Below are 12,041 nucleotides of genomic sequence, written 5' to 3' on the forward strand. Positions count from 1 at the left end.
GTTCCCCACCGGCGAGGACGCGTTTCCCCTCGCCGGAAGCGACGGCAGCGGGCGTCAGCGGCCGTACTCCCGCAGGAAAACGGCCATCTGCCGTGGCGTCCCGAAGATGCGGGCCCCATGGAGTTCCGCTCGCATCGGCCCGGGGACCGACCCGGTGCGGGGGGCGGTCCGTGCTCCGCGGTGCAGACGGATCAGGTCCACCAGCTTCAGCTTCGGGCAGCCGGGGACGATCCGGCTGCCCCGGATGCCGACCCGCTCCCCGCCCGGGCAGGCGAAGTACGCCCCGAACGGTGGCCCGCTGTCCTCCTCCCGGCTCGGCAGGTGGAGGACCATCTCCCCGTGACCGCAGTGGACCGTCCCGTCGGAGTGGACGGTCAGCCCGGGCCAGTCCTCGTGGTCGATCTCCGCGACGACCTGCACCTGCCGGCCGATCGCCTCGGCGAGGGTCTCCGCCATCCGCCCCCGCTGGGTGGGGACGTCGGTGTCCCCGCGGCGGATGGACGGGAGCAACTCTTCGGTGACCCAGTCCCGGACGGGTTTGGAGGACGCCTTGTTGGACCGCATCAGCAGCGTGTACAGACCTCCTTCGTTCATCACGCGCAGGTACGGATTCGCGTGGCTGTACAGTTTCCGACCTGCGGAAACGTCGTGACTATCACTTTTGGTGACAGTTACGGATCGCATGTCGACGGTGCGGTGCTGGTGATCATCCAGCCCCTTCACGGCCTGCGCCGCGTTGCCGCGCCCCAGCACTTGGCACACGTCAGTCGTGACGAACCACGGCGCACCGTCGATCATCACGACCCTGATCGGCTGCCCGGTGACCGGGAAGCTCGACCGCACCAGCACGAGTGGTGCCGACCCGGCGTGCGGCCGTGCGTGTACGCCGGGTGGTGGGCGCCGGTTGGTCTCAGATGGTCACGGAGAAGTTCGCCAGGACCCGGTCGGCCAGCTCCTTGTCGCCCTCGACCGACACCGGCCCGGGACGGCCGCGGCCGCAGGCGAGCCGGAGGTACGTCTCCCAGCCCATGGAGAGCTGGACGTCGGGGGCGAGGCTGATCGACTCGTCCACGGTGCAGTGGCCGGTGGCGTCCACCCGGACGGTGCGCAGGAACTCGACCGGGCCGGTGACGTCGAGCACCAGGGCGGTTCCGGCGGGGGCGCCGGCCTTGTTGGCGACGGCCTTGGGCAGCAGTTCCAGCAGCAGGTCGCGGGTGATCAGGGCGGCCGGGGCGTCCAGGTTGCCGGGGGCGTCCAGGGCCCGGCGGAGGTCCTGCTCGTGCACCCAGACGTCGAAGGCCCGCATCCGCAGCAGCTCGTGGTACGGGACGTCCCGGGCGAGCGGCCCGGCCGGCCAGCGCACCGGCTCGTCGGGCGTCTGCTTGGCGTTCCGCAGGGCGCGGGAGCGGCGGATGATCGTGTACTCCAGCTCGCTGGTCATCTCCAGTGCGGTGTGGCAGCGGCGCTTGTCGACCGGCAGCTCGACGTAGCGGGCGAACTCGGTGGTCACGTGACGGAGGTCACGCGGCAGCGAGTGGATCGGGCGCGGGTCGCCGAGCAGCTCGGACTCGACCGCGATGACGTGCGAGACGACGTCCCGTACGGACCAGCCCGGGCACTCGGTGGCCCGGTTCCAGGAACCCTCGGGAAGGGGGGCGACCAGCTCCGATATGGACTCGATGCTCTGGGTCCACGCCTCGGTGTAAGCCTGCACGGTCTGGTTGTCCGTCACGGGAATCTCCGGCCCTCCGTCAGCTTCCTTGCCACCTGCGCCCCGGCGTCACCGCCGGCCGGGTTGGTCCGGCTTCCGGGCGCGCACGCTAACCGCACGTTACGCTGCCGGGAGACAGCTGGGCAGCGCTTTCGGGTGACGATCGTAGGTCTCTTGCGGTGGACGGTGGTACTGTGCGCGCTTCATTGATCCAACTCGCGGTTTCCGACGCCGAGCCGCCCGCCGAGCGGCGGGCCAGGGCGGCGGCACTGGTGCGGGCGCAACAGGGCGCCGACCTGGTGGTGCTGCCGGAGCTGTGGCCGCTCGGCGGCTTCGCCTACGACCTCTGGTCGGACGGCGCGGAGACGCTGGACGGGCCCACCTCGGACGCGATGGCGGCGGCCGCCCGGGCCGCCGGGGTCTGGCTGCACGCCGGTTCGATCGTCGAACGGGATCCGGACGGGCCGATCTACAACACCTCGATGCTGTTCTCGCCGGACGGCGAGCTGGTGCACACCTACCGCAAGATCCACCGCTTCGGTTTCGACAGCGGCGAGGCGGTGGTGATGGGCGCCGGGCAGGAGATCGTGACCGCGCCCACCGACTTCGCCACGCTGGGCCTGGCCACCTGCTACGACCTGCGCTTCCCGGAGCTGTTCCGGGCGCTGCTGGACGCCGGTGCGCAGCTGCTGGTGGTTCCGGCGGCCTGGCCGGCCCGGCGGCGCGAGCACTGGACGCTGCTGGCCCGGGCGCGGGCGGTGGAGGAGCAGGCCTTCGTGCTGGCCTGCAACACCGCCGGGACGCACGCCGGGGTGGAGCAGGCCGGGCACAGCGTCGTGGTGGACCCGTGGGGCCGGGTGCTGGCCGAGGCGGGGACGGAGGAGCAGGTGCTGACGGTCGAGTTCGACCCGGCCGAGGTGGCCAAGGCGCGGGAGGAGTTCCCGGTGCTGCGGGACCGCCTGCTGGGTATCCCGGCGCCGGTCCAGCGCTGAACCGGGCCGGGTCCCCGGCCGTACCGGAGGGTTGGTTCCGACCCGGCCCCGACGGGTTTGAGAAGATGAGCACTCGTCGTGTTCCCGCCGGCCCGAAGGTCGGCCCGGTCGGCCCGCCCGAGGAGGTCGCGCCCATGCCTGGCAACGGCACAGGCGACTCCCCCCGTCCCGTCATCCACCGCAACAGCCTGCGCGAGCAGATCGCCGGCGCCCTGCGCGAGGAGATGATGGCCGGCCGACTGGCGGCCGGCCGCAACTTCACCGTCAAGGAGATCGCCGAGCTGTACGGGGTCTCCGCGACCCCGGCCCGCGAGGCGCTGGTCGACCTCGGCGCGCAGGGGCTGCTGCGGGCCGAGCACCACCGCGGCTTCACCGTGCCCGAGCTGGGCTGGGACGACTTCCTGGAGATCTTCGAGTCCCGGGTCCTGCTCACCGACAGCTTCCACCGGCAGTTCACCACCCGCCGGGCCCTGCCCGACCTCAGCCGGTTGCCCTCGCTGCGCCGGCGGGCCGACGCGGCCGTCCGGGCCGCCCGGGCCGGGAACCTGGACGTGATGGTGGGCTGCGACCGCCGGTTCTGGCAGGAGGTCGCCGGACTGCTCGGCAACCGCCGGATCGCCGACTACCTGGACTGGCTGCGGGTGCAGTCCTGGATGTTCGCCGCCCCCTACCTGCGGGAGATGCCCGGCCTGGGCGGGGTCTGCTGGGACCGCCACCTGGACCTGGTCGGCGCGATCGAGGCGCACGACCTGGCCGGCGCGCACCGGATCATCTGCGAGTACAACCTGTCCACCGCCCGGCTGCTGGCCGAGCTGGCCGGGCAGCCGCTGGAGTCGGTCACGGTGCTGGGGCTGCTCGAGGAGACCACCGGGGCGCTGCCGCCGGCCGGCGCCGTCGATCCCTCGGCCCCGGAGTCCGCGCCCGCGCCGGAACCCGCCGCCGGGGGCGCCGCCGACCGGGCCGGAGAGCCCGCCGCCCACCGTGCCACCGGGCCCGACGGCCGCGACGAGCGGCCGCTGCGCGGCGACGAGGTCGGCCGGGAGCTCGGCCGCGAGCTGGGACTGGGCCTCGGTCTGGTGCCGCAGCCCCGCTCGGTGCCGTACGGCCGGTTCGGCCGGCGGCTGTCCTCCCCGCCCTCCGAGGCCCAGCGGGGACGGCCCGATCCGCACGCGGCGCCGGGCCGGTAGGGTGGGCGGGCGTCGGACCGGGCGCCCGCGAAAGGGTCCTCCGGGTGCCGACTGCGCCCCCGTCGTCGTCCCGCCCCGCGGGCGATCCCCCGCCGCCCGGAGAGGAACTGCCGGCCATGGCCTGCGACCTCTGGCTCGTCCCGCTGGTGGACGTGCTGAGCCACAGCCCCGACAACCCCTTCCGGGACGATCTAGCCCTCTACAACGCGGTGTTGACCTCGCGCGGGCTGCCCGAGGTGCCGGTCTACGAGTACGTCCCGGGTCTCAGCGGTGCGGTCGAGCCGATAGCCGCGTTCGACTACGACTCGCTGCACTTCCTGCGCCGCGCCTACCTGCTGGGCCTCACCGGCCTGGACATCACCCCGGTCGACGCGCTCGGCGGCGACTACGAGCAGCTGCTGGAGATGTTCGAGAGCAGTGCCGAACAGTCGCACCTGGTCTGGCACTTCGACCACGCGGGCGCGTACGTCCCGATCGACTTCGCGGTGCCGCTGGTGGACGACGCGCTGCTCGCCACCGGCGGCCCGCTCGGCTCCAGCCACGGGCTGCTGCGCGAACTCCATGCCGTGGCACCGGCGCTGGGCATCGACCCGCTCAACCCGCCGAACCCGACGCGGCCGCTCGGCCCGACCGGCCTGGAGCAGCCGTTCGGGCCGCCGATCGACGACGTGCACCCCTTCGCCCGGGAGCGGCACGCCTGGTCGGGCCTGTACGCGGCGGCGACCAGGAGCGTCACCCAGGGCTCGATGATCGTCTTCGCGTAGGCCCCTCCGAACTCCCGTCGCCCGCTCGGAGCCCCGGCGCCCGCTAGCGCAGCGGCCCCTCCGGCGCCCGCTAGCGCAGCGGCCCCTCCGGCGGCCGCTGGCGCGGCATGGTGGGCCGGGTGCCCGGCGGCGGCAGCACCCGCACCTGGGCGCCCACCCCCGGCTCGGTGCGCCCGCCCCAGCTCCCGGGGGCCTGGGTGGGCAGCTGGGTCATCGAGGCGCGGAACTCCAGCATCCACTCCGAGGTCTCGGAGCGGACCATGTCCGAGACGTCCTCGCAGAACCGGCGCAGCACGCCCAGACAGCGCTCGGCGGCCTCGCCCGCGGTGCCCTCGGTCGGGCCGAGCACCTCGCGCACGCACTCCGACGCCCAGTCGAACTGGAAGGCCTCCAGCCGGCGCTGCAGGGCCTGCCCGGTGGAGACGTCCCGCATCCAGCCGGAGGTGAGGCCGAAGACCCGGTCGGCGCCGAAGCAGGCGGCGGAGAGCGCCAGGCCGACGTAGCCCCAGCTGGTGCCGTGCGCGAAGCTGCCGGTCAGGTCGACCAGCGGGGCGGTCACCCCGGCCACCGCGAAACCGGCCGCGGTGAAGCGCAGCAGTCGGGCCCACCGGCGCTTCCAGACGCGGTCCCGGCGGTACCACTCGATCGCCTCGACCGCCCGCTCCTCGGACCAGCGGTAGAGCTCCTCCAGCCGCTCGGCGGGCTCGCCCCAGTCCCCGAGCGGGAACTGGCGGGTGCTCAGATCGGCCCGGTGGCGGGTGGAGGCCCGCCGGACCACGGCGGCGGCGGGCGGGTCCTCCTCGCCGATCTCCTTGCCCCAGGCACTCTCCTCGGGCTGCATTTCCGGCTGGCTCACCTGTGGGGCTCCCTGTGGCGGGCGGGCGGCTGGGTCTGTCGGCGCATCGGCTGACGTGCTGTCCGCCGGTGGTTGTCCAACAGCACTTCTTACCGCCAAATGGCTGACCGTGGGGGACCTTCGCGGTTGATCGTTACCGGTTTCGGCCACCGGAACCCGAGGTGAGCGAGTTGCGGGGCCCGGCGAGATTTCACCCGTCCGAGCGAGGGTCCGGTGACCCGCGGTCGTGACCCGTGCACGCACCGTTCCCAGGGCCCCTCCGGGTTTGGAGGATCCTCCGGCATCGTCGGCGTACCGACCTCTTCTCCTGGAGGATCCGACGGGACCGGAGGGCGGCCGGAACGGGCCACCGACTACGCTTGCGAGGCGTGAAGGTCCTCGTCATCGGCGGCGGCGCCCGCGAACACGCCCTGTGCCGCTCTCTGTCCCAAGATCCCGCCGTGACCGAGCTGCACTGTGCCCCGGGCAATGCCGGGATCGCACAGGTGGCGACGGTCCACCCGGTCGACCAGCTGGACGGTGCCCAGGTCACCGCTCTGGCCGGGCGGCTCGGCGCCGCCCTGGTGGTGGTCGGCCCGGAGGCCCCGCTGGTCGCCGGCGTGGCCGACGCCGTGCGCGCCGCCGGCATCCCGGTGTTCGGCCCGTCCGCGGCGGCCGCCCGGCTGGAGGGCTCCAAGGCCTTCGCCAAGGACGTGATGGCCGGCGCCGGCGTCCCCACCGCCCGTTCCTACGTCTGCACCACCCCCGCCGAGGCGGCCGAGGCGCTGGACGCCTTCGGCGCCCCGTACGTGGTCAAGGACGACGGGCTGGCCGCCGGGAAGGGCGTCGTGGTCACCTCCGACCGCGAGGCCGCGCTGGCGCACGCCGCCTCCTGCGAGCGCGTGGTCATCGAGGAGTTCCTGGACGGCCCCGAGGTCTCGCTGTTCGCGATCACCGACGGCACCACCGTCGTCCCGCTGCAGCCCGCGCAGGACTTCAAGCGCGCGCTGGACGGCGACGAGGGCCCCAACACGGGCGGCATGGGTGCCTACTCGCCGCTGCCGTGGGCGCCCGCCGGTCTGGTCGAGGAGGTCCTGGAGACCGTCCTGCAGCCGACCGTGGACGAGCTGCGCCGCCGCGGCACCGAGTTCTCCGGCCTGCTGTACGCGGGCCTGGCGCTCACCTCCCGCGGCACCCGGGTGATCGAGTTCAACGCCCGCTTCGGGGACCCGGAGACCCAGGTCGTGCTGGCCCGGCTGCGCACCCCGCTGGCGGCCGTGCTGCTGGCCGCCGCCACCGGCACCCTGGACCAGCTGGAGCCGCTGCGCTGGGACGAGGGGGCGGCCGTCACCGTGGTCGTCGCCGCCGAGGGCTACCCGGCCGCGCCGCGCACCGGTGACCCGATCGAGGGCCTGGCCGAGGCCGAGGCGGACGGCACCGCCTTCGTGCTGCACGCCGGGACGACGACGGGCGAGGACGGGCAGGTGCTGAGCGCCGGCGGCCGCGTCCTGTCGGTCACCGCGACCGGCGCCGACCTGGCCGAGGCGCGCGAGCGCGCGTACGCCGCCGTGGACCGGATCTCGCTCAAGGGCGGCCAGCACCGCACCGACATCGCGCTGAAGGCGGCCACCGCGTAGGGAAGTTCAGCCGCGCCGGGGGCGCTGCGTGCCGTGGGGAACCAACCCCCATGGACGCAGCGCCCCCGGCGTTTCGGGACCGGAGTGGTGCACGGGGCGGACGCACCGTTCGGTCGACGGATTCCAGCCCATCGGGTGACAGCACCCGCATCCGGCTGACGTAACGGGGCGCCCGGCCTTATGGTGCGCTGGATCGCAGCGCGCGGGGCCCGTGCGCCGGGGTCGCCGCCGGGTAGCGGCGCTTTCGCGGGGGGATGCTGGACGGCGTCCGGCCGGGCGGTCGCCGGGTGCTTCGCACCGGACCGGTCGCGGCGTCCGGAATCCGGGCGGCGTCACCGGGACGAGTGGAAACCGGGGCGATCCGGAACGACGACCCGGACCGGGGCGTCGAAAATGTCAGTAGCGCCACGCAGCATGCACTACCGGGATCGGACGCCTCCGCTTCCCGGTCGGAACTGATCGTTTCGAGTCGGCTCAGGGCCCGTAACAGGGCGCCCGAGGACTCCGAAGGGGGTGCCGCACCGTATGGCCGCTGTCGACACCGCGCGCGCTCACGCCCAGGCGGTGCTGCGGGTCCGAGGTCTCGCCCGGGCCGCCGCCGTCCTGCCCGCCGCCGTGGCGGTGGTCCTGCTCGCCGGCCGGTTCACCGGCCGGATCGGCGCGCCCGGCGCCGCCGACGCGGCCGGCTGGGACGCCGCCCGCTGGGCGGTCGGCGCGGTCGCCGCGCTGACCCTGCTGGTCGCCGGGCTGACCGCCCGCGCGCTGCGCCGGGCCGAGCCGCCCCGGACCCCCGCCGTCCCGCTGGACCGCACCGCGGCCCCGGAGCTGTACCGGCTGATCGACGAGCTGGCCGACCGGCTGGACGTCCCCGCGCCCTCCGCGGTCGCCCTCACACCGGACTGCGACAGCTGGCTGGAGGACGTCCCGCCGGCCGTCCGGCCGGGCCCGCTGCGGCCGCACCCCGAGGCGCCCGCCCCGGTGCTGGTGATCGGCTCGCCCTTCCTCTGGTGGATGCGGGCCGGCGAGCTGCGGGCCCTGCTCGCCCCGGTGGTGGCCGGCACCGGCGCCTCCGCCGACCCGGAGATCGCCGCCGCCCGCCGCTTCCTGCGCAGCCTGGACGCCTGTCTGGACTCCGGTCGGGGCGCCGCCCCCGGCCTGGGCGGCGGCACCCTGGCCGCCCCGCCCCGGCCGCCCCGGCGCGGCCCGGCCGGGCTCGCCGACCGGATCACCCGCCGGATCACCCGCCGCCTGCTCGCCGCCTGCCGCGGCCACTCCGCCGAGCTGGAGCGCTCCGTCGCGAGCTGGGCCTCCGAGCAGGCCAGGGCGGTCGACTACGGCCTGCGGATCGCCGCCCAGGAGCAGGTCGGCCTGGCCTACGCGGGCTGGGACCGCCTGCTCACCCGGGTCGCGCTGCCCGCCTGGCGGCTCGGCCGCCACCCCGCCCACCTCAACGCCGGCGTGGTCGCCGCGCTCACCGAGCTGTCCCGCCGCGACCGGCTGGCGGACGGCTACGGCAGCCGGCTCGGCGACCGCCCCGCCTGCGACCTGCTGGAGGAGCCCGGCACCGTCGACCGGGCGGTCTCCCGGCTCGCCGCCGACCTGTTCTTCGGCCGCCCGGCGGCCGGCGCCTGGCACGAGCTGGAGTGGGCCGACTACCCGGCCGAGGTGGTGGACGCCGGCTGGCGGGCGGGTGCCGCCACCCTGCAGTCCGCCCTGGACCGGCTCGCCCCGCAGTCCCGCCCCGGCGCCCCGACCCTCACCCGGCTGCTGGTCCGGCTCGCGGAGGGCGACGGCGAGCGGCTGGCCGCCGCCCTCGCCGCCCAGCTGGCCCGGACCACCGCCCCGGCCCCGCTGCTCGAACCCGACCGCACCGGCCGTGACCTGCTGGTCGACCACGTCACCGCGATGGTCTGCTGCGCGGCCGTGGACACCGCCGGCGGCGCCCCGGGCCTGGACTGGCTGGACGGCCCGGTGCTGCAGCTCGGCGGGGTCCGCCGCACCGACCTGGCCGGACCGGTCGCCCAGGCCGTCGAGCAGGGCCAGGACGGCCCGCTGCGCGCCTGGCTGGACGCCGCCGACGTCCGGTTGGAGAAACCCGTACGGCTGTGACGGGTGGGACGGCGCTCGGCACCCCCGCACGCGCCCCCGGGCCGGCCGGCCGCCGGTCGTCTTCGCAGGCCGGAAGCCCCCTCCGGACCGGCCGCGAGATTCCCGGCACCAATTGGCACCGGAGGGTGACGGAGTGCCAGCACTCTGTGGTGTATTGGACCGCACGCACATCCGGGGGGCACGTGCCAACCGGGGCCTCGGGTGAGCGAGGAGTCACGGAAGGGCACTGGGAGGGGCGCGTGGGCACCGAACTCAACCGCCGCTGGGAGTCCGGAACGCACGCCTACAGCGTCTCCGACCCCTTCGGCCAGGGCCCGCTGCCCTGGCTGCGCAGCCCGGACCAGTACCTCGCCGGGGCGGAGGGCGCCGTCCCCTGGTACGTCTCGGTGGACGCGCCCGGCCAGCAGCCGCTGACCGCCGGCGCCCGGCCCAAGCCGCCGGTCGGCACCCCGCAGAGCGCCAACGACGTGGACCAGCAGATCAAGGGCTTCGCCTCGGCCGGGGTGATCCGCCCCGGCGGCTCGGTCGACCTCCGGGTCACCGTCAACCCGCCCCGCGAGTTCACCGTGGACGTCTACCGGATCGGCCACTACGGCGGCGACGGCGCCCGCCACATGACCTCCAGCCCGCTGATCGCCGGCCTCGCCCAGCCCGCCCCGATGGTGGCCGACCGGACGGTCTCCTGCCACCACTGGTGGCACTCCTGGCGGCTGCAGGTCCCGGTGCACTGGAAGCCCGGCTCGTACGTCGCCGTGCTGACCACCGCCGACATGCTGCACCGCAGCCACATCCCCTTCACGGTCCGGGACTTCGAGGACCAGGGGCACACCGCCGAGCTGCTCCTGGTGCTCCCGGACGTGACCTGGCAGGCGTACAACCTGTTCCCCGAGGACGGCCGCACCGGCGCCAGCCTCTACCACGCCTGGGACGGCCGGGGCGGCCTGGTCGGCGAGCCGGAGGCGGCCGTCACGGTCTCCTTCGACCGCCCGCACGCCACCGCCGGGCTGCCGCTGCACGTCGGCCACGCGTACGACTTCATCCGCTGGGCCGAGCGCTACGGCTACGACCTGTCCTACGCCACCGCCACCGACCTGCACGCCGGGCTGGTCGACCCGTCCCGGCACCGGGCGCTGGTCTTCCCCGGCCACGACGAGTACTGGTCCGCGCCGATGCGCCGGGCCGCCGAGCGGGCCAGGGACGGCGGCACCTCGCTGGTGTTCCTCTCCGCCAACACCATGTACTGGCGGGTCGAGCTGACCGCCGCCGCCTCCGGTGAGCCCAACCGGCTGCTCAACTGCCGCAAGCGGCAGAAGGTCCGGCCCGGCAGCCCGGCGGCCGGGGTGTCCGGCGCCTCCAGCGCGCTGTGGCGGGACGCGGGGGAGCCCGAGCAGCACCTGCTCGGGGTGCAGTACTCGGGCCGGGTCGCCGCGCCCGTGCCGCTGGTCGCCCGGCACACCGCGCACTGGCTCTGGGACGGCACCGGGCTGCGGGAGGGCGACGAGCTGCCGGGCCTGGTGGCCGGCGAGGCCGACCGCTACTACCCCAAGGTGGCGCTGCCCGAGCACACCGAGCGGGTGCTGCTGGCGCACTCCCCGTACCGGGACCTGGCGGGCCGCACCCGCTACCAGGAGACCTCGCTGTACCGGGCGCCCAGCGGCGCGTACGTCTTCGCGGCCGGCACCTTCGCCTGGTCGCCCGCGCTGGGGCGCCCCGGGCTGACCGACGAGCGGATCCAGCGGGCCACCGCCAACCTGCTGGACCGGCTCTGCAAGAACTGAGGTCCACCGGAAAGTCCGCCGTCCGGCGGGCGTGAAAGACTGCGGGGGCAGTGACCTCCCCTTTCGCAGTGCCCCACGCCGCGAACGACCCCTGAGGACTGAGACACCTTGAGCGGATTTGTCACCAAGCCCGAGCCGGTCCAGGTACCCGGCCTGGTCCACCTGCACACCGGCAAGGTGCGCGACCTCTACCGCACCGAGTCGGGTGAACTGGTCATGGTGGCCAGTGACCGGACGTCCGCCCACGACTGGGTGCTGCCGAACGAGATCCCCGACAAGGGCCGCATCCTCACCCAGCTCTCGCTGTGGTGGTTCGAGCGGATCGCCGACATCGTCCCCAACCACGTGATCTCCACCGAGGTCCCGGCCGGCGCCCCCGCCGACTGGAAGGGCCGCACGCTGGTCTGCAAGAGCCTGGAGATGATCCCGGTCGAGGCGGTCGCCCGCGGCTACCTGGCCGGCTCCGGCCTGACCGAGTACGAGGAGAGCCGTACGGTCTGCGGCATCGCGCTGCCGGAGGGCCTGGAGAACAGCTCCGAGCTGCCCGCCCCGATCTACACCCCGGCGCTCAAGGCCGAGGTCGGCGAGCACGACGAGAACGTGCCCTACGAGGAGACCGCCCGCCGGATCGGCGCCGAGCTGGCGAACCGGCTGCGCCGCACCACCCTGGACGTCTACGCCCGGGCCCGGGACATCGCCCGCGAGCGCGGCATCATCCTGGCCGACACCAAGTTCGAGTTCGGCCTGCTGGACGGCGAGCTGGTGATCGGCGACGAGGTGCTCACCCCGGACTCCTCCCGCTACTGGCCGGCCGACGAGTACGAGCCCGGCCGCTCGCAGGCCTCCTTCGACAAGCAGCTGATCCGCGACTGGCTGGTCTCCCCGGCCTCCGGCTGGGACCGCTACAGCGAGCAGCCGCCGCCGGCGCTGCCCGCCGAGGTGGTCGAGCGGACCCGCGCCAAGTACATCGAGGTGTACGAGCGGCTGACCGGGACCACCTGGGCCTGAGCCGTCCGGAGCGCCCGCGG

General features: G+C 74.7%; 10 protein-coding genes. 7 read left to right on the forward strand and 3 right to left on the reverse strand.

All coding sequences use genetic code 11. From position 1 onward, the window contains the following. Window positions 1-54 precede the first annotated feature (54 nt). Both ACIRD3_RS15810 and ACIRD3_RS15815 read right to left on the reverse strand, forming a co-directional pair. Entirely contained in the window at window positions 55-798 is a 744-nt protein-coding gene (locus tag ACIRD3_RS15810; RefSeq protein ID WP_402216364.1) for a Bro-N domain-containing protein, read from the reverse strand. A gap of 112 nt (window positions 799-910) precedes the next feature. Then, window positions 911-1,732, reverse strand: coding sequence for a maleylpyruvate isomerase family mycothiol-dependent enzyme (locus tag ACIRD3_RS15815; protein ID WP_402216151.1), 822 nt, complete (start codon window positions 1,730-1,732; stop codon window positions 911-913). A 173-nt stretch (window positions 1,733-1,905) separates the two neighbouring features. Here ACIRD3_RS15815 and ACIRD3_RS15820 point away from each other — a divergent pair, with 173 nt between their 5' ends. The 3 genes from ACIRD3_RS15820 to ACIRD3_RS15830 all read left to right on the forward strand — a co-directional run bounded on the left by ACIRD3_RS15820 (window position 1,906) and on the right by ACIRD3_RS15830 (window position 4,654). Further along, on the forward strand, window positions 1,906-2,703 hold the full coding sequence (locus ACIRD3_RS15820; RefSeq protein ID WP_402216154.1) for a carbon-nitrogen family hydrolase: 798 nt from the start codon (window positions 1,906-1,908) through the stop codon (window positions 2,701-2,703). A 134-nt stretch (window positions 2,704-2,837) separates the two neighbouring features. After that, window positions 2,838-3,890: a GntR family transcriptional regulator gene (locus ACIRD3_RS15825; protein WP_402216157.1), complete on the forward strand. Its 1,053-nt coding sequence runs from the start codon at window positions 2,838-2,840 to the stop codon at window positions 3,888-3,890. A gap of 116 nt (window positions 3,891-4,006) precedes the next feature. Then, window positions 4,007-4,654 carry a hypothetical protein gene (locus ACIRD3_RS15830; RefSeq protein WP_402216160.1) on the forward strand — a complete coding sequence of 216 codons (648 nt, stop codon included), beginning with the start codon at window positions 4,007-4,009 and terminating at the stop codon, window positions 4,652-4,654. A gap of 70 nt (window positions 4,655-4,724) precedes the next feature. Here the strand turns inward: ACIRD3_RS15830 and ACIRD3_RS15835 are convergent, their stop codons facing one another. Beyond that, entirely contained in the window at window positions 4,725-5,510 is a 786-nt protein-coding gene (locus ACIRD3_RS15835; protein ID WP_402216162.1) for an SLATT domain-containing protein, read from the reverse strand. 368 nt (window positions 5,511-5,878) lie between these two features. Here ACIRD3_RS15835 and purD point away from each other — a divergent pair, with 368 nt between their 5' ends. The 4 genes from purD to ACIRD3_RS15855 all read left to right on the forward strand — a co-directional run bounded on the left by purD (window position 5,879) and on the right by ACIRD3_RS15855 (window position 12,021). Continuing rightward, window positions 5,879-7,126 (forward strand): phosphoribosylamine--glycine ligase, encoded by a 1,248-nt coding sequence (gene purD, locus ACIRD3_RS15840; protein WP_402216165.1) that lies wholly within the window; start codon window positions 5,879-5,881, stop codon window positions 7,124-7,126. 525 nt (window positions 7,127-7,651) lie between these two features. Further along, on the forward strand, window positions 7,652-9,235 hold the full coding sequence (locus ACIRD3_RS15845; RefSeq protein ID WP_402216168.1) for a hypothetical protein: 1,584 nt from the start codon (window positions 7,652-7,654) through the stop codon (window positions 9,233-9,235). 239 nt (window positions 9,236-9,474) lie between these two features. Continuing rightward, window positions 9,475-11,013 (forward strand): N,N-dimethylformamidase beta subunit family domain-containing protein, encoded by a 1,539-nt coding sequence (locus ACIRD3_RS15850; protein ID WP_402216171.1) that lies wholly within the window; start codon window positions 9,475-9,477, stop codon window positions 11,011-11,013. Window positions 11,014-11,121: 108 nt separating this feature from the next. Beyond that, window positions 11,122-12,021, forward strand: coding sequence for a phosphoribosylaminoimidazolesuccinocarboxamide synthase (locus ACIRD3_RS15855; RefSeq protein WP_402216174.1), 900 nt, complete (start codon window positions 11,122-11,124; stop codon window positions 12,019-12,021). The last annotated feature ends 20 nt before the right edge of the window (window positions 12,022-12,041 follow it).

Origin of the sequence: Kitasatospora sp. NPDC093550, from assembly GCF_044764985.1 — a bacterium.
Classification (GTDB): domain Bacteria; phylum Actinomycetota; class Actinomycetes; order Streptomycetales; family Streptomycetaceae; genus Kitasatospora.